This is a genomic window from Nocardioides sp. NPDC054178, assembly GCF_055585005.1.
In genome coordinates this window covers 149,829-171,044 of the sequence record NZ_JBVJKY010000004.1, presented here as the reverse complement: position 1 = coordinate 171,044, position 21,216 = coordinate 149,829, and the positions used below count along the sequence as shown (strand labels likewise).

22 protein-coding genes are annotated in these 21,216 nt (G+C 68.8%); 11 read left to right on the top strand and 11 right to left on the bottom strand.

The window, feature by feature from the left end; all coding sequences use genetic code 11:
* Window positions 1–10: 10 nt before the first annotated feature.
* Complete coding sequence (locus ACZ6WN_RS16775; RefSeq protein WP_465866079.1) at window positions 11–397, bottom strand: hypothetical protein; 387 nt, start codon at window positions 395–397, stop codon at window positions 11–13.
* 538 nt (window positions 398–935) lie between these two features.
* Here ACZ6WN_RS16775 and ACZ6WN_RS16770 point away from each other — a divergent pair.
* Window positions 936–1,661, top strand: coding sequence for a uracil-DNA glycosylase family protein (locus tag ACZ6WN_RS16770; protein WP_465866077.1), 726 nt, complete (start codon window positions 936–938; stop codon window positions 1,659–1,661).
* 147 nt (window positions 1,662–1,808) lie between these two features.
* On the opposite strand, the gene ACZ6WN_RS16765 is transcribed toward ACZ6WN_RS16770, so the two are convergent.
* Complete coding sequence (locus ACZ6WN_RS16765; protein ID WP_465866075.1) at window positions 1,809–2,141, bottom strand: hypothetical protein; 333 nt, start codon at window positions 2,139–2,141, stop codon at window positions 1,809–1,811.
* Between the two features lie 178 nt (window positions 2,142–2,319).
* Between ACZ6WN_RS16765 and ACZ6WN_RS16760 the strand changes: the two genes are divergently transcribed.
* Window positions 2,320–2,673, top strand: a complete 354-nt coding sequence (locus ACZ6WN_RS16760) for a hypothetical protein (RefSeq protein WP_465866073.1) — start codon at window positions 2,320–2,322, stop codon at window positions 2,671–2,673.
* Between the two features lie 172 nt (window positions 2,674–2,845).
* Window positions 2,846–3,226, top strand: a complete 381-nt coding sequence (locus ACZ6WN_RS16755; RefSeq protein ID WP_465866071.1) for a RidA family protein — start codon at window positions 2,846–2,848, stop codon at window positions 3,224–3,226.
* 213 nt (window positions 3,227–3,439) lie between these two features.
* Here ACZ6WN_RS16755 and ACZ6WN_RS16750 read toward each other — a convergent pair whose 3' ends face one another.
* The 3 genes from ACZ6WN_RS16750 to ACZ6WN_RS16740 all read right to left on the bottom strand — a co-directional run bounded on the left by ACZ6WN_RS16750 (window position 3,440) and on the right by ACZ6WN_RS16740 (window position 7,637).
* Entirely contained in the window at window positions 3,440–3,853 is a 414-nt protein-coding gene (locus ACZ6WN_RS16750) for a GNAT family N-acetyltransferase (protein WP_465866069.1), read from the bottom strand.
* Between the two features lie 95 nt (window positions 3,854–3,948).
* Window positions 3,949–4,710: a hypothetical protein gene (locus ACZ6WN_RS16745; protein WP_465866068.1), complete on the bottom strand. Its 762-nt coding sequence runs from the start codon at window positions 4,708–4,710 to the stop codon at window positions 3,949–3,951.
* Entirely contained in the window at window positions 4,707–7,637 is a 2,931-nt protein-coding gene (locus ACZ6WN_RS16740; RefSeq protein ID WP_465866066.1) for a metallophosphoesterase, read from the bottom strand. Before ACZ6WN_RS16740 ends, ACZ6WN_RS16745 begins: the two co-directional genes overlap by 4 nt.
* A gap of 271 nt (window positions 7,638–7,908) precedes the next feature.
* Between ACZ6WN_RS16740 and ACZ6WN_RS16735 the strand changes: the two genes are divergently transcribed.
* The gene (locus tag ACZ6WN_RS16735) at window positions 7,909–8,238 is read left to right on the top strand and encodes a hypothetical protein (protein WP_465866064.1); all 330 of its coding nucleotides are present in this window, start codon (window positions 7,909–7,911) and stop codon (window positions 8,236–8,238) included.
* A gap of 9 nt (window positions 8,239–8,247) precedes the next feature.
* Here ACZ6WN_RS16735 and ACZ6WN_RS16730 read toward each other — a convergent pair whose 3' ends face one another.
* The 3 genes from ACZ6WN_RS16730 to ACZ6WN_RS16720 form a co-directional block, all read right to left on the bottom strand.
* Complete coding sequence (locus tag ACZ6WN_RS16730) at window positions 8,248–9,087, bottom strand: hypothetical protein (RefSeq protein WP_465866062.1); 840 nt, start codon at window positions 9,085–9,087, stop codon at window positions 8,248–8,250.
* A 3-nt stretch (window positions 9,088–9,090) separates the two neighbouring features.
* Entirely contained in the window at window positions 9,091–9,726 is a 636-nt protein-coding gene (locus ACZ6WN_RS16725; protein ID WP_465866061.1) for a hypothetical protein, read from the bottom strand.
* 109 nt (window positions 9,727–9,835) lie between these two features.
* Window positions 9,836–10,747, bottom strand: coding sequence for a LysR family transcriptional regulator (locus ACZ6WN_RS16720; protein ID WP_465866059.1), 912 nt, complete (start codon window positions 10,745–10,747; stop codon window positions 9,836–9,838).
* A 116-nt stretch (window positions 10,748–10,863) separates the two neighbouring features.
* On the opposite strand from ACZ6WN_RS16720, the gene ACZ6WN_RS16715 reads away from it, so the two are divergent.
* The 7 genes from ACZ6WN_RS16715 (at window position 10,864) to ACZ6WN_RS16685 (ending at window position 18,556) form a co-directional block, all read left to right on the top strand.
* Window positions 10,864–12,114, top strand: a complete 1,251-nt coding sequence (locus tag ACZ6WN_RS16715) for an MFS transporter (protein WP_465866057.1) — start codon at window positions 10,864–10,866, stop codon at window positions 12,112–12,114.
* Between the two features lie 26 nt (window positions 12,115–12,140).
* Complete coding sequence (locus ACZ6WN_RS16710) at window positions 12,141–12,971, top strand: alpha/beta fold hydrolase (RefSeq protein ID WP_465866055.1); 831 nt, start codon at window positions 12,141–12,143, stop codon at window positions 12,969–12,971.
* A gap of 80 nt (window positions 12,972–13,051) precedes the next feature.
* The gene (locus ACZ6WN_RS16705; RefSeq protein WP_465866053.1) at window positions 13,052–14,062 is read left to right on the top strand and encodes an NAD-dependent epimerase/dehydratase family protein; all 1,011 of its coding nucleotides are present in this window, start codon (window positions 13,052–13,054) and stop codon (window positions 14,060–14,062) included.
* 47 nt (window positions 14,063–14,109) lie between these two features.
* Window positions 14,110–14,517 carry a hypothetical protein gene (locus tag ACZ6WN_RS16700; RefSeq protein WP_465866051.1) on the top strand — a complete coding sequence of 136 codons (408 nt, stop codon included), beginning with the start codon at window positions 14,110–14,112 and terminating at the stop codon, window positions 14,515–14,517.
* Complete coding sequence (locus tag ACZ6WN_RS16695; protein WP_465866049.1) at window positions 14,514–16,439, top strand: caspase, EACC1-associated type; 1,926 nt, start codon at window positions 14,514–14,516, stop codon at window positions 16,437–16,439. Before ACZ6WN_RS16700 ends, ACZ6WN_RS16695 begins: the two co-directional genes overlap by 4 nt.
* A 147-nt stretch (window positions 16,440–16,586) precedes the next feature.
* A complete protein-coding gene (locus tag ACZ6WN_RS16690) occupies window positions 16,587–17,804 on the top strand; it encodes a tachylectin-related carbohydrate-binding protein (RefSeq protein WP_465866048.1) in 1,218 nt (405 codons plus the stop codon).
* 65 nt (window positions 17,805–17,869) lie between these two features.
* Complete coding sequence (locus tag ACZ6WN_RS16685) at window positions 17,870–18,556, top strand: hypothetical protein (protein ID WP_465866046.1); 687 nt, start codon at window positions 17,870–17,872, stop codon at window positions 18,554–18,556.
* Window positions 18,557–18,928: 372 nt separating this feature from the next.
* Here the strand turns inward: ACZ6WN_RS16685 and ACZ6WN_RS16680 are convergent, their stop codons facing one another.
* Genes ACZ6WN_RS16680 through amcB form a run of 3 tightly spaced genes read right to left on the bottom strand, consistent with a single transcriptional unit; the run spans window position 18,929 to window position 20,995 of the window.
* Window positions 18,929–19,603: a pentapeptide repeat-containing protein gene (locus ACZ6WN_RS16680; RefSeq protein ID WP_465866044.1), complete on the bottom strand. Its 675-nt coding sequence runs from the start codon at window positions 19,601–19,603 to the stop codon at window positions 18,929–18,931.
* Window positions 19,604–19,642: 39 nt separating this feature from the next.
* A complete protein-coding gene (gene amcA / locus ACZ6WN_RS16675) occupies window positions 19,643–19,852 on the bottom strand; it encodes a multiple cyclophane-containing RiPP AmcA (protein WP_465866042.1) in 210 nt (69 codons plus the stop codon).
* Between the two features lie 12 nt (window positions 19,853–19,864).
* A complete protein-coding gene (amcB, locus tag ACZ6WN_RS16670; protein WP_465866040.1) occupies window positions 19,865–20,995 on the bottom strand; it encodes a cyclophane-forming radical SAM peptide maturase AmcB in 1,131 nt (376 codons plus the stop codon).
* Between the last annotated feature and the right edge of the window lie 221 nt (window positions 20,996–21,216).

The window sequence follows — 21,216 nt, the reverse complement described above, 5'->3', positions numbered from 1 at the left end:
TGTGAGACTCCTACAGCTGCTGCGTCATGCGCATCCAACGATCAGGCGGCGCGTTGTGAGCCCGAATCGCCGCCACCTCCAAGCTCTCCCAGCGGTCCAGGACATGTCGTTCGAACTCACGCGGTAGGCGCACACCGTGGTCTTCGACGTAGTGCGCGAGCCCTTCCGGCCACAGATACGACCCGTCGGTCAGTTCTGCGTTTCCGTTGGCCGAACGATCGCAGATCCGACAGGGCGAGAACCCCATCATGTGCAGCACGGGCAGCCCGCCTCGAAGGTAAGCGACCACGAGTTCCCGCTCGTCGTCATCCCAAGTCGCATCAAGGTGCCCCCGCGGATCTGGCAGCGTGGGTTCGTACTCGCTACACCAATACCCGACACGGATGAGGCTCGTCATATCAACATCTTGACGCAACAGTCGTGGCGAGTCGCTTCAGCGTGCACACTCGGGCCAGCTCCCTCGGCTTCGGAACTGCGCCACACCGCAGCCTGACGGACATTCCGATCTGCAGCGAGCAGCTACTCAGCCGGTCGGAGGTATCGCTCCAGCACCTGCGCTGTCGCGTATGGCCCGTCGCCATCGACGTCGCGCTGCGGCTCGTCGAACCTGATCCACCACATCCGCTCGATACCTCGTCGAGTTTCGACAACACTGAACGGATTGCCTGAGTGAAACGCCGTGATCTGACCAGTCGGCTCGGCTGGCCACGGTCCTGGGCCGAATTCCGGGTCCTGCATCACTTGGACACGCGATCCTGTCTCGTACGTGGACACGGTTAGGAGTTTGACATGGACCCTTTGGGGAAGGTCAGGTCTTAGCCCCGACGAGTGCGTCATTCCGCCGCGAGAGCGGCCATGCGTAGCCGCCCAACTCAACAAGCCGGCATGCCCAAACCCACACAATCGACGATCCAGCAACCCCTACCCTGAGGACCATGTTGAGCACCAACGGCCCTGGTGCCGAGGTCGGCGGCGGCGCATCACGGCCGTCGATAGAACGATTCGCCGCCCTGGTCCCGCCCGAGATCACCATCCGCTCCGGCGTCGTGTTCTACTCCGGTCGCGACGCCTTCAGCAGCCCATCGCCGCTTTACCTCCTGGGCCTCAACCCCGGCGGCGATGCCGACGTCATCGGCGGCACGATCGAACATCACCTCGAAGTTGCCCTGCGCGACGAGCCAGACAACTGGTCGCGCTACCGCGACGAACCGTGGGGACCAGGAGCCAAGCCCGGCACCTGGGGACTCCAGCCGCGCGTGCTGCACCTCCTCGACCGGCTCGGCCTCGATCCCGGCGAGGTCCCGTCAAGCAACCTGGTCTTCCCCCGCAGCCGCCAGGCCGTCCATATTGAGGATGAACTCAACGCGCTGGCCGATGCCTGCTGGCCGGTCCACCAGGCGGTCATAGAAGAGCTGGAGGTCCGCGTGGTCGTCTGCTTTGGAGCCCGTGTCGCTGACTACGTGCGGGTAAAGCTCGGCGCCTTCGGCGAGCCATGGGGAACCTTCGTCGAACAGAACCGTCGTGGATGGACCAGTCGTGCGTATGCCGGCACGGGCGGCGTCAACGTCGTCCAGGTCACCCACCCTGGCCGAGCAGACTGGCGCAACCCGGCAGCGGACATCACCCCGCTGGTCCAGGAAGCCATCGCGCGGCCTCGCTAGCCGCGCCCTGCACCCTCGGTCTAGTCGATGAACAGCCAGCGCGCACCTGACCCAGCTCAAGCGGCGGGAAGTTGCGTCACTCCGCCGCGAGCGCGCTACATCGCCGCGATGGGTCACTCACCGAACGGCGGGCCGTCGTCTCCCTTCCTATGGCGTGGTCGTGGCGAGGAGGCGTCGCGCACGACGACCCAGATCGCTCAGATCCACCCGACCCTCCTCAGCCGCGGCCGCCAGACGCGCGGCAAGGTCCATTGCCTCGTCGAGCTCAGGTGTGGTGACCGCGGACTCCTGGCCCATATCCCGAAGGATCGTGACCTCGGTCCTGGACGCGATCAAAGGATCGGTGACCCCGTCGATCCAGACTCGAGTACGGCGGCCATCGCCACGTTCCTCCCCAGTGATGCGCTCCAGGGCGAAAATACGGTCGGCGCGCGCGAACTTTCCGAAACCCAATGCCACCATCCGGGAGTCCGATGCCATGCAGTCATCTTGCCATTACGCATCGAACTTTGACCTGGCGTGCAACCCCGGCTGACAGAAAGGGTCCCGCGTCACACCGCCGCGGGCCGGGCACACGGACCTTGTCGCGATGCCCTCCACCTGGCCATTTGAGAGCGACGACCGGCGGAGCACCTACCTGCTCTGACAAACTCAGCCCATGAGCTACGACCTAGCGGTGTGGGCCGACGTACCGCCGTTCGCTGGACTTAGCCCCGACGCCGCCTATGAGGTGGTCTCCGAACTCCTAGACGACGAAGCGCTTGCGGAGCCGAGCACCGGTGTGATCAATGACCTCGTCAGCTCGCTGCTCGCACGATGGCCGGCGCTTGGCGAACCAGGAGACGAGAAGTCGCCTTGGGCGATGGGGCCGGAGATCGGGGAGGCATCCGGCTCGTGCATCTACATCACCATGACGTTTCCAGGGGCGGATTTCGCCGTTTCAGTGATTGCTGCGGAAGCCCGGGCGCGCGGCCTTGTGTGCTACGACCCGCAGCTCGAAGAGACGATCTGAGCCGTCCGGCGCACCTCAACTCTGCCTGACAAACGCATGTCGGAGCCGGCCGCGAGTAGCGCGTTTCGAACGTGCGTCCTTCCGCCGCCTGTCGGGCGCGTGCGAACGCTGCAGCCGAGGACACTTCCCGGTACATCTCCCTGATGGGACTATCAGAACAGGAGGTTCCGAGATGCCGCGTCAGATCATCACGACACCGAACGCACCAAGCTCGCCGCTTTTCAGCCAGGGAGTCAAAGCCGGCTCCCAAGTGTTCATCTCGGGAACCACCGGAATCGACCCGACCACGGGTCGACTGGCCGGCGACAGCATCCAGGCTCAGACCCGCCAGGCGATGGCGAACTGCGAGGCCATCCTGCGCGAGGCCGGTGCGACGCTCGACGACGTCGTCGAGGTCGGCGTGCTGCTGACCGACCCAGGGGACTTCGCAGGGATGAACGAGGAATACGCGCGTTGGTTCCCGGCTGATCCACCAACCCGCTACGCAGCCAAACTGGGAGCCGAGATACCAGGACTACTCGTCTCGATTCGCATGACGGCGTGCCTCGCCTGACCGTCAGGGCCATCATTGGCTGACGCTCCGGGCGTAGATTCGATCTCGCATCGCTTCGCCGCATCGGATGCCGAGAGCCGGGTGCGGCACGGTAGATAGTTTCGCCCGGGATACCTCGCGCGGATGCGCCCGGATCTGTCGACGCTCGGAACACGGGGAGGTCGCGATCGAGGGGGCATCAGCCCTCAGGTGCCGCGGGAGGAGTGGAGCGGATCAGTGCGCAAGGCGCATACCCAGCGACTTGGGCGCCGTCTCCACGAATCCCATCGATTCGTAGAGCCGACGTCCCGGGGCGTCGGCCATGAGGGTCACGTACGCCTCCGCTGGCGCAGCTTCCTCGATCTGCGCCAACAGGTCAGCGAGCACTCGCCGCCCCAGGCCGCGGCCTTGGTGCTCGGGCAACGTGGCCATGTCGGCGATGTGGAAGTACCAGCCGCCGTCACCGATCACGCGGCCCATCGCGACGGCCCGTCCGTCTCGCCTGACGACGCTCCATCGCCAACTGCCGGCCAGTGCACCCTCGCCTTGCGCAGCCGACTTCGGCGTCAGCCCCGAAGCGGCCCTCAGGTGCAGGTAGTCCTCGAGCGCCGGCGGCGTACGGACCAGTTCATCGGCAACGTCATTCACTCGGTCAACCATAAGTTGCGGGAAGGCCGCGACCTTCTTCCGCGAGTGAACCTCCGAGGAGGTCCCCATCGAGCAGGTCTCCGTCGCACGCTCTGCTAGCGGAAGACCGATCGAACGTGGTCGGGTAGCCCACGAGCGGCCTCGACTGCAGACGCGAGATCGTGCGGCTTGAGGTTGCCCTGCGCGAGCGCTTGGAGCCCTCCTCCCACATCTGCGACTCCACCGAGGATTCCGGCCATGCCTCGGAGACGGCGGGTGGTGAGGTCGGGGCCGAGCTCGAGGATGCCCGGGAGCTGGGTGACCCAGTCGTTGGTGCGCAGGGCGACGGAGAGAGCTGTGATGATCAGGTCTTCGACCTGCGCGGGCGCGATGTTGTGCCGCGCTTCACCGACCACGACGTCCGCGACCATCCACTGCCGGCCGCTGCCGGCGTCGACGGTGAGCAGGAGCCGGCGGCTGAGATCGCCCGACGTACTGGCTTCGAGCATTCCGTGGATGTCGGGCCAGTCTCTTCTCAGGACGCCGGCGAGGGCGTCGCCGTGGTCGCGTCCCGACAGTACGTGGAACAGGGACTCCGGGGCGCCGTCGATGCATGCCGCCAGCAGCTCGAAGTCGGTGCCGACGACCGGCATGCGGTAGACGCACCACCAGGTGTCGATCGGTCGGCCTTCGCGATCGGAGCAGCGTCCGACGATCTCGGCGAACCAGGGGAATGAATGCAGGTTGATGCCGTCTTCGATGCGGGTGACATCGCCCCGCGGTTCGTATTCGCCGAGGGCGACGAACTGGAACCGCGGCATCCCCGGCGCATCCGGAGACAGCACGATGGGATCGCAGACGCTGTCGCGTTGGTTCACGTCGACCTCCTGAACGTTTGGCGTGATGGCGTCTGCGGGGCGGTGTCGGTGAGGCTGATCCTCGCCACCTCCTCGATCTCGACAGGCCGGTCGCCACGGACACGGTGGATCTTCACGACGACCTCGACGGGTGAGGTCTCGAACTCGAGGAAGTGCTTGAAGAACGGCGGCTCGTCCAGCGAGTAGATCTCGGAGACGAACCTCTGGATCGGCCCGAACGGCGGGTTCAGACCGGGGAAGGCGATCTGCGCGCGGCGCCTGGTCCGCCAATCGACGCCCTCGACCACTGCGGGTCGGCCACCGGTCCGCTCCTGCTCGGCCTTGATGATGCACGTCGCGTCGGCCTCGCTGATGAAGTCGAAGTGCGTCGGGCCGCCCCGGCGGTAGCGGGGGCTCACCCACGCCCCGGGGTCCGCGAGAAGCGAGTGCGCGCCGAGGAACACCAGGTGGGCGAGGACGAGCGCAGCGCCGACCGCGACGGCGGTGACGAGGGCCGCGCCGACTGCCACGGCCGGCCACCACGTACTGAGCTCGTTCGCGACGTGACCGGGCGAGTCGAAGCCCGCTACGTCGAGCAGACCGGGCGCCGCCACCCCCAGCAGCAGGCCGCCGACGACCAGGACGGCGACGACCACCAGCGGCATGTACAGCAGCTCGTGCTCGCGTCGCAGCCAGTCGAGGACCAGCAGGCCGATCGCGGTGGTCGCGATGAGCGCCGGCAGGGCGAAGGCGGTACGCATGGAATCCGAGTCGACGGCGTCGGCGACCCACCACCAGAGCGCCAGGATCACGGGCGCCGCCAGGAAGACGAGGGGCTGCACCATCCAGCGCCGCCAGCCGAGCCACGCCTGCGCCCGGCGTACGGGCTCGTTGCGCAGGTGGCGGGTGAGCAGGTCCGGGGCCAGGGGCACCGCGAGGAGCACCACCGCGATCGCCGCCAGCAGCACGAGCCCGATCAGGCCACCGACGAACAGCACGGTCCAGCCCTCGCGGCTCAGCACGCGCACCATCTCGCCCGAGACGACGGCCGCCTGCGCGAGCGAGGCCCACACGACCGAGCGCTCGAGCCAGCGCGCGGCGCTGTCATCGTCCACGTTCTCGACGATCCGTCTCCGCCACCCGACGATCGCCACGACGGCGTAGATGCCGACCGCGACGACCAGGAGCCAGGGCACCGTACGTCCGTCGCCCGGGCCGCCCTCGGCCAAGGCCCAGGGCAGCAGAGCCAGGGCCGCGAGAGCCGCCAGCAGGCACCCGAACGCGACGTGCTGCCACCCCGGGACCTGTTCGACGGGGTTCCACCACCTCGACCAGCGCAGGCACCAGGCGTTGAGGCAGATCCACAGGGTGCTCGCCCCGAACAGCACCAGCAGCGCCCCGGCCGCATCAGGCAGGTAGTGGTGCAGGAACAGCGTCGCCAGCACCCCCGCGACCAGCGCTTCGAGACGTACGAGCAGGCGGCGTCCGAAGAGGCTGTGCCCGGGACGCTGCGGCAGCTGGTGCACCAGCACCATCGCCATCATCGCGGCGATGGCCACCCCCGCGGGACCGACGCGCACGACCTGGTCCCCGAGCTGGAGCTCGCGGCTCCACCCGGTGGTCGCGAGCCACCGACCCAGGGCAACTCCCCCGCCGAACAGCACGACGGTCAGCAGCAGCCGCCAGATGCTGGGGACCAGCTGCTGGGCGAAGTACGACAGCGACTCGGCCGACCCCGGGAAGAGCTTGGTCGGCCGGAAGTCCATGTCGGCTCGCGCGTCCGAGGTGGCCGTCCGGATGGGGTGGGTGGCATGGGTGTACGCGCCGCCACCACCGCTGACGATGTGCCACAGGCGGTCGCGCGAGCTGCCGGGGCTCGAGGGGTCGTACAGCTGGAAGTTGTGCGTGTCACCGCCCAGCGTCGCGACGTAGCGGTGCTTCTCCGTGGACACGACGTCATAGACGGTCTTGCCGGGTCGTCCTGACACCTCGCACCTGCGGCGCTCGCCGTTGACGAGCAGCGGCTTGCCGGTCATCAGGATCTTCGGGATCTCGCCGGGCAGCGAGCTCAGCCAGTCGAACTGCGGGCCGTCGATGGTCCCGTCGATGCCGGTGTCGATGCACACCAGGTCCACGTGCTCGGTCTCGATGACGAAGTACGGCCCCGGCTGCAGCCGAGCCTCGGGTGCCGGCCGTCCGTCGTCGGCCGGCTCTCCCCACCGCGCCGGAGCGGTGGTGCCGACCGGTTCGCTGGGCGTACGCCACATGCTGCGGCCGAAGCGGTCCCCGATCAGCTGCCCTCCCCCGAGCGTGTCGTCGAACGACGGCGCCAGGAGATCGCCGGGCCACGTCGGCGGTTCGTTCGCCGCGTACAGGAACTGGTGGGCGAAGCCGTAGAGACCGTCGTACCAGTCGTGGTTGCCCGGGATCGCGTAGACCGGGACGCTCTCGGGAAGCGCGAACCTGTCCCGCACCTCGACCGGCGCCCGGAGTCCCTCCACCCGGTTCGACCGGTACGGCTTGTAGAAGCCGTCCACGTAGTCGTTGACGTTGCCCGACGGGTAGATCACATCGCTCAGGACGAGCACGAAGCCCGCCTGTCGCTGCTCCACGTGCCCGTGCCGGTCCACGCGCTCGGCCGCGGCTCGCGCCAGGGCGGGCGCGACCACGTACTGGGACCCGTCCTGCTCGCCGGTGTCGCCGATGACCAGGAACCTCGAGACCCCCGGGCGGCGAATGGTCAGGTCGTCGTCCTTCCTGGTCCAGTGCACACGCAGGCTCTCGACGAGCCCCTGCGTACCTCTCCCCAAGACGTCGTTGACCGAGTCGACCAGCGAGCGCGCGGTGATCCAGGAGAGGCTGTTCCACTTGGTCGGGTCGCTGCGCAGGTAGTCCTTCGTGAGACCCCAGTCCTCGCTCCCGGTCTCGGTGTCATCGCCCTGAGCCATGGGCATCCCTTCCGTAGGACGGAACTGGTCGGTTCGGACCCCGCGCGAGCGCATGCAACAGGGTGCAGACAGATCGCCGCTCGGCACATCGGTAGCGCGTCGGACTCCCCCAGATTGGCGTATGACAACACCTCGACGCCGACTGATGATGAAAATCCAAGCCCCAACGACATCTCGGCCGTCCTGGCCATTCGTCTGGTTGAGCAGAACGCCAACCGCAGCTCGGTGCCACGACAGGTCGCGGGCACCGGAGACGGAAGGAACAGAGATCATGAAGCTTTGGATCGGAAGCTGTGCCATCGCTGCGGGCCTGGTGCTGGCCGGAGCCGGGGCGGCGAGCGCCGGCGAGGTCAACGGCAACGGCAGCGACATCCCTGCGCCGGAGCGCGCCGCGTCGGAGTGCGTGTTCTCGGGTCAGGACACCGCGGACTCCATCGAGAACAACCCGCCAGGGTTCGACGACGACACGCTGGCCGTACGCGGCAACCAGAGCCCCGGCGGCACCGACCGCTACCACGGCGTCCAGAGCTACGGCGGCTTCGTACGAGCCGGCCTCAAGTCGTTCGTGCCGTCGCCCGGACAGGCGTGCAGGGGAAACTGACATCATCGGTCAGTCCGGTGGGGAGTTGCGGAACTGGAACTGGACCTGCACGTCGTCGTCGAGCCGGACCAGGATCGTCGTGCCACCGGCGCTCCAGGTCTCGGGCACCAGGAACATCCGGTCGTCGCCCTGGATCAGCAGCCTCAGCCGCCAGTAGCGGTAGGGGTAGCCGTCCTCACCGGCATCAGGGCGTACGGCCTCCTCGACTCCTGCGGCGGCCGGGATGTAGAGCCGCTCGCGGGTGTCGAGGACGACGCTGGGCAGGCTGCGCAGGTTGCGGGCCTGCTCCATCGCCAGGCCGCGGCCGGTCCACTGCGCGGTCGTGGCCGTCGCCCAGACGACACACGCGGCCACGCCCACCCAGAGCAGCACGATGCGCGGCTCGAGCGGACCGCGAAGCCGCAAGGCGTACGCCACCAGCGCCGCGCCGCCACCGAGCAGGACCGGCGTCACCAGTGAGTAGTAGGCCCAGCCGCCGAGAAGGGAGAACGCGGCCAGCAGCAGCGTTCCCGCCGCCAGCAGGACCAGCCCGGTGCCGAGGACGGCCCTGACCACCCGACCGAACCAGCTCGTCGCGGCATGTCGGCGGACCCAGTGGTGGAAGGCCACGACCGCGACGCCACCCAGCGTCAGCACGAGCATCGGGGTCAGCAGCGGCTGCGGGCTGCGCATGACGTAGGCACGGGTGCTGAGCCCGATGACGTCGACGTCGAGGCCGAAGTAGTCGTACTGGGCGCGGGCGGCGACGTACCCGAAGTAGAAGAGGACGGCGCTGATCAGGGTCACCGGCGCGACGAAGCTCGTCGCCAGGCTCACCCAGCGATCGATCCCCGGCGACGTCTCGGACACGGCTCAGCCAGACTCGGTCGTGTCCGAGGTGTCCGTCGACTCCGACGGATCTGTCGGGTCCGTCGACTCGGTGTCGACCTCGGGCGCGTCCAGGGTCACCTCGGTGTCACCACCCTCGACGTCCTCGAGCTCGCAGGGCTCGTCCGGGCAGGTCATCTCGCCGCTGAGCCGGAGCACGGCGTCCTCGCCCTCCTGCTCATCGGTCCACGGAACCAGCGAGAGCATCGCGACCTTGCAGCTCAGCGAGTCGGCGGTGAAGACGAAGCCGTCCAGACAGGACTCCCCGTCGCAGGCCGCATCCGCCGGCTCGAAGACCTCCGGATCGACGAGGTAGTCGGTGACCCGGACCGAGACACCCTCGGGCATCGACGGGTCGTTGCCGCTGGGCCAGAGCCAGCTGACGTCGCCGCAGACCACGCCGGGCGTGCCGTCGAGCGGGTAGGACCCGCCGCCGATCGGGAGGGTCGGCACGGCCACCACCGGCTCGTCGGGATCGGTCGGGTCGTCGGGATCAGGATCCACCTGCCCGCTCGTCGCGGAGCTCGCATCCGTCGGGTCCACCTCCGACCCGTCGTCGCTCGACCCGCAGGCGGCGAGGAGCAGTGCGCTGGCGATGACAGCGAGGTGTGAACGACTCATCCACATGATCAACACCTCCTGAGAACTAGGAGGTAGAGCCGCCTGCCCATGATACTCGCCCGCCGATCTCGGCGTCATCGCTCCGAACAGACCTCCGCGCCCGGGCAGATCAGGCGCTGAGGAGCATGGCGCCGTCGGGCACCGTCAGCCAGCCACGCGCCTCGGACAGCTCGCGTGCGCTGCCTCTGAGCACGTCGAGCCCGGGGTGGTCGAGATCCGCACGCCAGCGCATCGCCCAAGGGAAGAGCGCGACGGGCTCAACGAGCGGGCGCGTCACGATGCCCTCGATCGGCGGCTGGCTCGCCAACGCCAACCCCGGTGCACCGTGCAGCCGCAGGTGCGCACCCAGCTCAGCACCGCCGAGGACATGGGGATGCCCGTCGGTCGGGTCCACGCCGAACGGGGCGAGGAGCTGACCCATCGCGCGGGTCCAGGCCGGAGTCACGTGGTCGCCCGAGCGCATGCACACACGAGCCGTCAGGAGAGCCTCGAGCGGGACGGCGTCGAGCGCGGTCAGCTCGTGGTCGTCGGGGAGGAGCACGATGACCCGCTCGTGACGTACGGCCTGCTGGCGCGGGGTCGAGGCGCCCTGCGGGGTGGCGCCGAAGCCGACGTCGGCGCCGACCACCGTGTCGGCCGACCCGCCGCCGTAGCGGACGATGAACTCGATGTCGGGGGCTGCGCGCCGGGCCGCGTCCAGGACCCGAGCTGGTGTGGTTCCGGGCGCGACGGCGTCGACGACGAGGCTGCCGGTGTCGGCGCGCAGGTCACGCAGGGCGCGGTCGTGCAGGGCGATGAGCTCGCGCGCCCGGCCCACGAGACGGCGGCCCTCCGGGGTGAGGGCGACGCGGCGCGAGGAGCGGTCGAGGAGGCGGACGCCCACCACCTCCTCGAGCCGGCGTACGTCTCGGCTGAGCGCCTGCTGGGCGATGAAGAGCCGCTCGGCCGCGCGCCCGAAGTGCAGCTCCTCGGCGACCGCCACGAAACGGCGGAGGAGCCTGATCTCGAGGTCGCCTGCCACGGGCTCATTCTGTCCCCTGGGTGAGGCGGGCGACAGCGGATCGACAACAGAAGTGCGTCGATCGGGGCCTCGCCGGTGTTGGACGTGCCTCCGAGACCGCGAGGAACCTGGTGGACATGCCCTCCTCGCTCCGATCCCTGCGCATCGTCACCGCGCTGCACGGAGGCGTCGGCATGCTCACCGCGGTCTGGGGCGCGGGGCTCCCGGTCCTCGACGCCCGAGCCGATCTCGGCCCCACGCGCCTCGGGCTCCTGCTCCTCACCCTCGCACTGGGCGCGGCGGCGGCGATGCCGCTGGCGGGACACCTCGCCCACCGCTGGGGCGACGCCGCCGTGCTGCGCGTCGCCGTCCCCACGGCCGGGCTCGTGCTCGCCATGATCGGCGCGATGCCCGCCGCCGAGCCGATGATCGCGCTCGCTGCCGTCTTCGGCCTCTGCTGCGGCGGCATCAACGTCGGGCTCACCTCGCAGGCGACGGTCGCCGAGCGGGCGGCGGGACGGCCCGTGATCGCCCGGATGCACGGGTGCTGGACGCTCGGTGCCGTCCTCGGGTCCTCGGCGCTGGCAGCGGCGCTCCGCGCCGGCGGCGACAGCCTCCTGCTCCTGCCTGCGGCCGCGCTGAGCGTCGGCGCCCTGCTCACGCTGCTCGCGCTGCGGCTCCCGGCCGGCCGTACCGGCACCGACCGGGACGCGGCGACGGACCCGAACGCAACCGGGGGCCAGACCCTCGCGGTGAGCCCGGTGCTCCTCGGCGCCGGTGCCGTGGCGGCCGCCGCCTTCGTGGTGGAGGGGGCCGCGACCGACTGGGCGGGCATCCACACCACGCGCGTCCTCGGTGCCGAACCGGCGGCCGGAGCGACGATGTACGCCGTCTTCTTCGCCGCGATGACCGCCGTCCGCTTCACCGGAGACCGGCTGCGCAGCACCGTCGTCGCACCGGTCCTCGTGGCGTCCGCCGCCGCGACGACGACCGTCGGGTTCGTCCTCGTCCTCCTCTCCCCTGTCGTCGCCGAAGGTGCCCGGGTCGCGGTGGCGACCGGAGGATGGGCGCTGGCCGGCGCGGGCACGGCCCTCGTCTGGCCGATCGTGATCGGCAGCCTGGGCGCCTCCCGGATCGATCCGCGGCGGCTCTCGCTCGTCACCACGATCGGCTATCTCGGCGGGTTCGTCGGGCCCGCTCTCATCGGCGGGCTCGCCGCCGGGGTGGGCCTGGCCGCCGCGATGGCGCTGCCCGCGACGCTGACGGTCCTGCTGGCTGTGGCCGCGCCACCCCTCGTCTCCCGGCTCCTGCGCCTGGCGCCGCCCCGTGCCCCCGCCCTCGCGTTCGACCCGCCCCTGCTCGCCCACTCGACCACCCGTGCGGAATGACCGCACCCAACGAAAGAGGAATCCCCATGTCCGAGTCCAGGATCGTGCTCACCGAGACGACCACCGCCCAGATCGACCTGCCCGAGACGCGCGTGCACTACGAGCTGCGCGGCTCCGGGCCCGCTGTCGCGCTCGTCGGATCGCCGATGACCGCGGCGGAGTTCGCCCCCTTCGCCGACGCGCTCGCGGCCGACCACACCGTCCTCACCCACGACCCACGCGGCCACGGCGGGAGCATCCTGGCCGACCGATCCGTCGGCTCCACACCCGAGCAGCGCGCGGACGATCTCGCCGAGCTCGTACGTCGCACGGACCTCGGCCCCGTCGCGATCCTCGGGTCCAGCGGCGGTGCCGTGACGGCCCTCGCCTTCGCGCAGCGTCATCCCGAGCTCGCCACGACGATCGTGGCACACGAGCCCCCGCTGCTGGACCTGCTCGAGGACCGGGAGGAGCAGCGCACCCTGACCGACACGATGCGGCGTCGCTACGCCGACGGTGACGTGGTCGGCGCGTGGGGCATGTTCTTCGACCAGGCGGGCATCACCGTGCCGAGCGGCATGCTCGAAGCCATGTTCGGCGGCGAGCGCAGCTCGAGCGCTCTGGCCGAGGAGGCGTTCTGGTACGCCGAGGAGCTGCCGGCGTCCGTGCGGTGGGAGCCGGACGTGGACGCGCTGCGACGCGGTCCGCGGATCGTCCTCGGTATCGGCGAGGAGTCGGCCGGCCAGCTCTGCGAGCGTACGACCGAGGCGCTCGCCGCGCGGCTCGGGCTGACCGCCGTCCGGTTCCCCGGTGACCACACGGGTTTCGTGGACCATCCCGAGGCCTTCGCCGCGCGGTTGAAGGCAGCACTCGCCTGACCGGATCGGGCCTCCACCTGTCGATCGATCCCCTGGATGAGCGATGCCCGCGCGTCCAGGACGGCCCTACAGTGCGGTTCATGAGCGTTGTCATGCTCACGGGGGCGTCGGGGTTCCTCGGCCTCCACATCCTCCAACGCCTGCTCGATCAGGGCCATGAGGTCCGCGCATTCGTGCGGGCCCCCGCGAAGCTGCGCCAGAACCTCGAGCCGCTCGGCGTGGACCCGGACGATCGACGCATCCAGGTGGTCCGCGGAGACATGACCGACGCCGGCGCCGTGAAGGAGGCGGCCAGCGGCTGCGACCAGGCGATCCATGCCGCCGCGACGTACTCCTACCGCCGCCGGGACGCCGACCGGATGGTCCGCGAGAACCACATCGGCACGTCCACGGTCCTGGACGCGGCGATCGATGCCGGTTGCAGCGGCATCGTCCACGTCTCCTCGACCGCAGCGCTGCTGCGGCGCGGCGCGATCCTGGATCACCAGAGCCCCACGGGTGTGGTCCTCGGCCCGTACACCCAGAGCAAGGTGGAGTCCGAACGTACGGCCCGGGAGCGACAGCAGGCCGACGCTCCGGTCGCCATCGTCAACCCGGGCGGCATCTTGGGTCCCCACGACCCCTACCTCGGCGAGAGCGACCAGGTCGTCCGCGACATCCTGTGCGACCGACTTCCCACCTGGCCACGAGGCGACATGCAGTGGGTGGACGTACGTGACACCGCCGAGGTGGTGGTCGCAGCACTCACACGGCCCGGACGGCGCTACCTCGTCCCCGGTGAGAACGTCACCACCCCGCACGAGACGCTTCGTACGGTGACGGGACGCCGACTCCCCGCAGCACGCCTGCCGCTGTGGGCCGCGCTTCCGGTGCTGCAGCTCGGCTACCGCACCGGCTGGTCGTTCCTCCCGCACGCGTTGGAGGGCGGCCGGCTCGTCGCGCTCCACACCCGTGTCGACTTCTCGGCGACGTCCGACGAGCTCGGGGTCGGTGGACGATCTCTGGCTGAGTCCATGCGGGACACCGTTCGTTGGCTCGTCGAGGCCGGCCACATCAGCCCCCGTGCTGCTGGCCGCGCCCTCCAGACGTAGAGATCCTCTGAGGAAACGGGTAGTCCTGATGAAGGGAGGTGCCGAGGATGAGTCGCCAGATGACCGTCACGATCCACGATCCTGACGTGGAGCGTCTCGATGAGCTCAGCTCCGTCTTGCGCCGGGAGCTGCTGGACCTCGGCGTCGATGATGTCGAACGCGCGAGCGCGGGCGAGGCGCCTGCCGGCACCCGTGGCGTCGACGTCGCGGCGATCGGGGTCCTGCTCGTGGCCTTCCAGGAGCCACTGGTCGCCGTGACCGCCATCGTGGGGGTGATACGGGGGTGGATGTCCTCTGCTCGCGGGGCCCAGTCGGTCGAGCTCACCATCGGCGACCAGACGCTCAAGATCGACTCCGCGTCGCGGGAGCAGCAGGATCGACTCATCGATGAGTTCGTCGCAGCCCTGCACGGCTCCGGGGAGGCCGAGCCACCTGCCTCCTCACCCGTGCCATGACCACGGGTCGGCGTAGCGCACTGGTGGTGGCGAACGACACCTACCGCGACCAGCGGTTGAGCAGGCTTCGTGCGCCCGCCACCGACGCCGAGCAGCTGGCAGGCGTCCTCCGGAACGCCGAGATCGGGGGCTTCGAGGTCGAGGTGTCGCTGAACGAGCCGGAGCACGTGGTCCGCCGCAAGGTCTCGAGCTTCTTCGACGACCGCGGGCTCGACGATCTCCTCCTGCTGCACCTGTCGTGTCACGGGGTGAAGGACGAGGACGGGCGGCTCTACTTCGCCACCCCGGACACCGAGGTCGACCACCTGGACGCCACGTCCCTGCCCGCCGACTACGTGAACAGACAGATGACGAAGAGTCGATCCCGGCGCATCGTGCTGCTCCTGGACTGCTGCTACAGCGGCGCCTTCGCGCGCGGGATGATGAACCGCGGCGATGAGCGCATGGACATCATGGAGCGCTTCGACGGCCGCGGGCGCATCGTGCTGACGGCGTCGAGCGCGATGGAGTACTCGTTCGAGGGCGACCAGCTCGCCGGCCAGGGCAAGCCGTCGGTGTTCACCTCGGCCCTGGTCGAGGGCCTGGCCACCGGCGAGGCGGACCGGGATCGTGACGGCTTCGTGTCGGTCGACGAGCTGTACGACTTCGCCTTCGACCGGGTGCGGACCGTCACGCCGTCGCAGACTCCGGGCAAGTGGGTCTTCGACGTGCAGGGAGACTTCTACATCGCCCGCAGCAACCGCCCGCCCGAACCGGTCGACCTGCTGGCCGACCTGCGTGGCGCCATCTCGAGCCCGTTCACCAACGTACGTCTCGGTGCTGTGGAGGAGCTGGCCGGGTTGCTGGACGACGAGGACTCCGCTCGCGCCGACGCGGCTCGCCAAGCGCTGGAAGAGATGGCTGAGCACGACACAGAGCGTGTGGTGCGAGGGTCGGCCAGACGAGCTGGCAGGCCCGCCGAGGCCTCTCCCCCACCGCCGCCGGCCGCGCCGGAGCAGCCGACAGTCGTGCCACCCGAACCTGACACACCGGACACACCCACGCCGGCGGCCGAAGCCGCGGTCGCGCGCGAGCCGGAGCCCGAGCTTGAGCAGAGCCAGCGGCCGGTGGCGGCGACAGAACATCAGGCCCCCGCGTGGGTACCGGCCGTCGCCTCGGTTGCTGCGGTGGGGCTCCTGGCCGCGGTTCCGTTGCCGTTCCTGGCTGAGACCACGACGTCCTGGAACTCGTTCGCCGTCGTCACTCCGTTCGAGGTAGCGCTTGCCGCCCTTGCTCTCCTCCTCGCGGCGGGACGGCTCCGCCGTCACCAGCTGGCCACCGCCACCGCAGCAGGACTGTTCGTCGTGGTCGGTGTCCTCATGAGCGCCGCCGGCATCGGACTGGTGAAGTTCTCCCTCGAGGACATCGGCGGCATCGGCGTTGCGCTGAGTCTTCTTGTCGTGTGCGGCGGAGTGGGGGCTCTCGTGGCAGGCCGGGCGTGCTCGACCGAGTCGCCGCAAGATCGCGACCTCGGTCCTGTCGAGCCCGTCTGGCTCGTATCCGTCATGGCGGGCGCTGGACTGGCCGCCCTCGCGCTGTTCCTCCCCTACGACGGCTTCAGCTCGTTCTGGACCGAGGTCGAGGAAGGCGTGAGCGCCGAGTACATCTTCGAGCCGGCGGCAGCGGTCGGTTGCCTGGCCGTCGGCATCCTGTCTCTCTCCTCCCGGCGTCGGTTCGCCACCGCCGTCCTGATCTCTGCCGGTGCCCTCACCGCAGTCCACTACGTCGGGGTCGTCATCGCGGCCTGGCAGGCGATCGGCGAGGAAGGCGAGGTGCGTTCCGCCGGGTGGGTCGGCATTGCCGGAGGCCTGCTGGTCGCCTTCGCCGCATGGCAGGTCCAGCAGTCGCTGACACGGAGCGCCGCGGGGTCTGGCACCACCTGACCACGACCTCGACTGCGCGCTCGCGGATCGGCACGCGTCTCCCACCCCCGCTGAAGCCGCACTTCCTCGATCTGGGCGATGCAGACGAGCGCCGCCGTTGAAACGCTGATGAACGAGCGAAAGCAGAGGGCGATCGGAGGCCCACGCATGCGGCACATCTTCTACACCGGTAACGGCACCGCGCCTCCGGGCGTCGCGCGTCCGCACGTCGGCCGCTTCTTCACGGTCGAGGACGACGGCGCACTGCGCTATTTCCGGTACGACGGATTCGGCGAGCAGGACCCGACAGGCGCGAACGGCTTCGTGGGAAACAACTCGGGCAACCAGATCGGCCGGGGCTTCAACCACTTCCTCCATGTCCTGGGCGGCGGCAACGGCATCATCCTCGCGGTCGCACCGAACGGTGACCTCACCTGGTTCAGATACACCGGGGCGGGCGAGCACGACCCCAGCGGGACCAACGGCTTCGTGGAGAACAACCCGGGCAACGTGATCGGCAACGGCTTCCACAGCTTCCGCCACCTGTTCGTCTCTCCCCGCGAAGGACAGACCAACGCGACGACCATCTTCGCCGTCGCCGAGAACGGTGATCTGCGCTGGTTCCGGTACGAAGGCCACGGCGAGCACGACCCCACCGGGGTCCGCGGATTCCCCGGCCCCAACCAGGGAAACCAGATCGGCAACGGCTTCCTCGGCTTCCGCCGCATCGTGGGCGTCGGCGACGGTGCGTTCCTCGCGATCCGGGACAACGGCGACCTGCTCTGGTTCCGCTACACAGGTAACGGTGAACTCGACCCGTCGGGGGCGAACGGGTTCGTGGAGGACAACTCGGGCAATCAGATCGGCAACGGCTTCGACTCGGTGCGTCACCTGTTCGGCGGGATGACCGACCGCCCCGGCCTCGAAGGACAGTCGGCGCCTGCGCGCGTCTTCTACTTCGTCGATGCGAACGGTGACCTGCGCTGGCTCCGCTATGGCGGCAACGGCGAGCAGGACCCGAGCGGATCGGCGGGATTCGACGGTCCCCATCAGGGCAACCAGATCGGCAACGGCTTCTCCGCCAGCAGGATGGACACGACCAACATCCCGCGAGACCCGGTCGAGCGACTGGGATCGGCCATCGAGTCCGCCAACCAGGAATGGAAGGCGCTGCCGGAGGAAGAGCAGCACCAACCCGAGTCGCTCCCTGCGCCTGGGCCGATGGCAGTCCTGTGCGCGCAGTACAAGGAATCGGCCGTCCTCATGCACGCCGAAGCGCACAGCGCCAGCCAAGCCGGTTTCGATCAGCTCGCGAAGGTCGCGACCGAGCTCGCCCATGAGTACGACGAGTTCGTCCGTATCGCCTGTCCCCCACCGGTCGACTGAAACCGAGCAGCGACAAAGGTTGATCGCGCCAGCGCATCGGCGCATCCTCGGAGTAGGAGGTTGCGATGAAACCCTCACGCATTCCCGACGGCATCCCGGTTCTGTCACATGGCCGGCATCGAACGCCACGACGCGGCGCATGCTTCATGGAGCTCGCCTCGGTCCTCGCCGGTGAGCGGTGGAGCGATCATCCCTCGTGCACTCATCCCTTGCTCGCGTATCTGGCAAGGCTGGTGAACGATCACACCAGTGACGACGGACGCCAGCAGCTGGTGCCACTCGTCCCCTCGGTCGTGGGCCGGCGCGGGAACGACCGCACCTGGCTCACGGTCGCGGTGGCGGTCGTGGCGCAGACCATCCTCGACGTCCCCGAAGGGACGCAGCGCGCGCTGGCAGCAGGCCTGCTTCAAGCCGAGCGCTTGTGCGCGGAGGCCGAGCCCGATCTGGCGGCCACCCGCCGGGAGGCCCAGCTCGCACTCGAGATGGTCCCTGGCGCGGTCGCCTGGGTCGATCGACTCGGGATCCGAGGCCGGGTCGACGCACGCATCTTCGCCAAGCGTTGCGCGCCGACGATGGTCCGGTGCGCCGTCGAGGGCGTCGTGACGAGCGCCGGCCCCGACTGTGACGCGCGGCTGGGCGCTCTGCTCGAGGCCGGCATCGCGGCTTGTCCCCCGCCGGACATGGAGATCGCCGCACCTGCATTCACAAGTACTCGCCCGCTGCCTGCTGGAGCAGGGCACAACGATCGGTAGGAGGATGTCAGCGGCGGACGGCACCGTCTGCGACGTCGGCTCAGATCGGTCGGCCGCCTCAGCAGCCGGGCGAGCCCTGGCTTGGTCTGCTTCGCCAACCGTTCCCGCGCGTCCTCCGACGGCCGCTGATGCGCGCAGGTCTTTCCTTTCGAGCTGTCGACGGGCAATGGGGCGGGCTGAGAATGGCTGATCTACGTCGCGCTGGTCGGCGGCGCTTTCGGCACCGCGCTCGGTGCGGTCGTCCATCTTGTCGCCATGGTTCGAATCGGCTTGGGGCAGCAGCGCTGAGCCCACTTAGAGCCGACCACTCTGCTGTACGACGTGGAAGGCCCGGGTTCTCGGGGCTTTGGGCCATCTCGAACGCCACAGGGGCTAGTCCAGATTGTCCGCGAAAGTGAGATCGAGGTCGTCAGCCAGCGCGCCGGTGAGGTCAGCGAGCTGGTGATGGTCTAGGAGCACTTGGCGTAGGTTGACAACCCCGGAGATCGCAGACAGGTCGTTCTCACGGAGATCCGTGCCGCGGTAGGTGCCCGGCCCGAACCTGGTCTGCGACAGCCGGTTCTCGGTGAAAGCAACTCGGCTCAGGTCGCTGCCGTCGAACTCAGCCTCCGTCAGCGAGCACCCCACGAACGCGACGGCGCCCTTCGCGACCACATGAGTGAAAGTCGCATAGTCGAGGCGGCACCGCTCGAAGACGACGTCCTCCAAGGTGACCTCGCTGAACCTGGCGCCGAGGAGCCGACAGTTACTGAACCTGACGCGAGTGAGTCTGCTGTCAGCGATGATCAGCCCGGCCAGTTCGCAGTCGGCTAACTCGATCGACGATAGGCGCACACCGGCGACGTGCGTCCGCTCGGTAGCGACCTTCTGAATCCGGCCGTCGTGGAGGCGCGAGTCGACAACCTCCAGGAGACGGAGGTTCTGGTCGCGGTAGGAGAAATAGGTGATCGGGTCGTCGGCCGCCTCAAGGGTGGACACCACCTGCAGATCACGCTCGTCGAGGGCCGGCAACGCTACGCGCGTATCGCGGATCGTGAACGTCTCCATGGGCCTTCACCCTATGTGCGGGCGAGTCAGGGTCCGCATCTACCTCTTCTTCCAGTTGTCCCAGGTCGGCCGATTGTCGAAGCGCTTGGGCCCGGTCTTGGTCCAGTTGTCCCAGGACTTCCGATTGTCGAACGCCGTCGGAGACGGTCCTGCCGAATGCGTCGCGATATCAAGGATCGGATGCCCGGTGCGCAGGAGCCTGGTGAGCTCGGTGCCCGGATCCGGCATGGTCTGAAAGGACGTCGCCATGTTTGTTCTCTCCTAGATCGGTGTCGTGTCGACGAGGGCTTTGACGAGCTCTTGCCTGCTCACCCGGCAGTAGTTGGTCTCGGTCGTATCGAAGCGGCCGTTCTCGAAGTACCGGTTTCCCGCCTGAGCACCCCGGCAGAAGTCGAAAAACCGGCAGGTGGCAAGGCATCTATTGAGACCGTCGAGGAACTCGGCGACGTACCGCAGACCGCTGGCCGAAGCGAGAATCTCGCTGATGCTCTGGTGGCGAACGTTGCCGGCGACGAAGTCGCCATAATGCCCGTCCTTGATTCCGGCGAGTTCCGGGGAGAGCAACACGACGTCCCCATTGAATGTCACGGTGGGCAATGGGTCGAACCGGTGCGATTCCCACGAGTCGCGGCGGCCGCCCCGGATCAGGCGGAGGTAGCTCCCGATCCGCTCGAGTTCGCGCACTTCGGTCCCCGAGTGCTCGAGTGACCACGCGATCGCGCTGGCCCAGAACTCCCGTGCGGCGGTGGTCGTAGGAAGTGGCCGATCGAGGTTGATCCCTTCGCGCTCCTCCATGTTGATCCCGACCGATGAGGCGCCGAGCTCGGTTGCGAAGTCGAACACCTCAGTCGCGGCCGCGCGACCCGGGTCGACGACAGCAATCATCGAGAAATCGATCCCGTGGGCACGAAGCCGTTCAATCCCTGCCGTGGCGCGCTCGAAGGACTGGCGACCGGCTCGGTCAACTCGCTCCCGGTTGAGGTGTATCGGCCCATCGAGGCTGACACCGACCTTCACGTCGTACGCGGTGAGCAGCTCGCACCAGGAGTCGTCGATGAGGGTGGCATTCGTCTGCAGGCTGTGGACCAGTCTCCCCGCGCGACGCAGCGCCTCGAACTCCTCCCAGAGCCCGATCAAGTGGTCACGGCTCGTCGCCAGCGGCTCTCCGCCGTGCCAACACACCTCGACCACGTCGTCGACCGGTTGGTCCGCGATGCTGCTCGCGACGGCTGCAGCGACCTCGACACTCATCTCACGGCGTCGCATCCGCTCGGGCAGGTAGCAATAACTGCAGTCCAGATTGCACAGCGTGGTCGGCTGCATCACCACCAGGCTCGGCCGAGGCGCGATCCAACGCTCGTACGCCGCCGACGACGGATGTTGCGACCGCATCAGCGCGCCACCTTGCGACGACATGCCACGCAAAGCACGTCGTCTCTGACGTCTGCCCGCGGGCGCGCTGGCACGAGGTTCCATCGGCCCAGCCGACGCCCACAGCGAGTGAAGACATAACTCGCGCGTCCGACCAGGCCGGGCCGCGCCAGATGCCAGAATGCACCTGCTCGGGTGCGATACACGTACATCAGTACGTCTGCTGGCGGGTCCGTGGTCTC

Excerpts from the sequence above, each read along its gene's own strand:
- ACZ6WN_RS16685 (WP_465866046.1), top strand. The coding sequence starts at position 17,870 with ATGAAACCCTCACGCATTCCCGACGGCATCCCGGTTCTGTCACATGGC.
- ACZ6WN_RS16715 (WP_465866057.1), top strand. The coding sequence starts at position 10,864 with ATGCCCTCCTCGCTCCGATCCCTGCGCATCGTCACCGCGCTGCACGGA.
- ACZ6WN_RS16680 (WP_465866044.1), bottom strand. The coding sequence starts at position 19,603 with ATGGAGACGTTCACGATCCGCGATACGCGCGTAGCGTTGCCGGCCCTC.
- ACZ6WN_RS16690 (WP_465866048.1), top strand. The coding sequence starts at position 16,587 with ATGCGGCACATCTTCTACACCGGTAACGGCACCGCGCCTCCGGGCGTC.
- ACZ6WN_RS16765 (WP_465866075.1), bottom strand. The coding sequence starts at position 2,141 with ATGGCATCGGACTCCCGGATGGTGGCATTGGGTTTCGGAAAGTTCGCG.
- ACZ6WN_RS16705 (WP_465866053.1), top strand. The coding sequence starts at position 13,052 with ATGAGCGTTGTCATGCTCACGGGGGCGTCGGGGTTCCTCGGCCTCCAC.
- ACZ6WN_RS16695 (WP_465866049.1), top strand. The coding sequence starts at position 14,514 with ATGACCACGGGTCGGCGTAGCGCACTGGTGGTGGCGAACGACACCTAC.
- amcA (WP_465866042.1), bottom strand. The coding sequence starts at position 19,852 with ATGGCGACGTCCTTTCAGACCATGCCGGATCCGGGCACCGAGCTCACC.
- ACZ6WN_RS16725 (WP_465866061.1), bottom strand. The coding sequence starts at position 9,726 with ATGAGTCGTTCACACCTCGCTGTCATCGCCAGCGCACTGCTCCTCGCC.
- amcB (WP_465866040.1), bottom strand. The coding sequence starts at position 20,995 with ATGCGGTCGCAACATCCGTCGTCGGCGGCGTACGAGCGTTGGATCGCG.
- ACZ6WN_RS16775 (WP_465866079.1), bottom strand. The coding sequence starts at position 397 with ATGACGAGCCTCATCCGTGTCGGGTATTGGTGTAGCGAGTACGAACCC.
- ACZ6WN_RS16770 (WP_465866077.1), top strand. The coding sequence starts at position 936 with ATGTTGAGCACCAACGGCCCTGGTGCCGAGGTCGGCGGCGGCGCATCA.
- ACZ6WN_RS16710 (WP_465866055.1), top strand. The coding sequence starts at position 12,141 with ATGTCCGAGTCCAGGATCGTGCTCACCGAGACGACCACCGCCCAGATC.
- ACZ6WN_RS16740 (WP_465866066.1), bottom strand. The coding sequence starts at position 7,637 with ATGGCTCAGGGCGATGACACCGAGACCGGGAGCGAGGACTGGGGTCTC.
- ACZ6WN_RS16760 (WP_465866073.1), top strand. The coding sequence starts at position 2,320 with ATGAGCTACGACCTAGCGGTGTGGGCCGACGTACCGCCGTTCGCTGGA.
- ACZ6WN_RS16700 (WP_465866051.1), top strand. The coding sequence starts at position 14,110 with ATGAGTCGCCAGATGACCGTCACGATCCACGATCCTGACGTGGAGCGT.
- ACZ6WN_RS16755 (WP_465866071.1), top strand. The coding sequence starts at position 2,846 with ATGCCGCGTCAGATCATCACGACACCGAACGCACCAAGCTCGCCGCTT.
- ACZ6WN_RS16735 (WP_465866064.1), top strand. The coding sequence starts at position 7,909 with ATGAAGCTTTGGATCGGAAGCTGTGCCATCGCTGCGGGCCTGGTGCTG.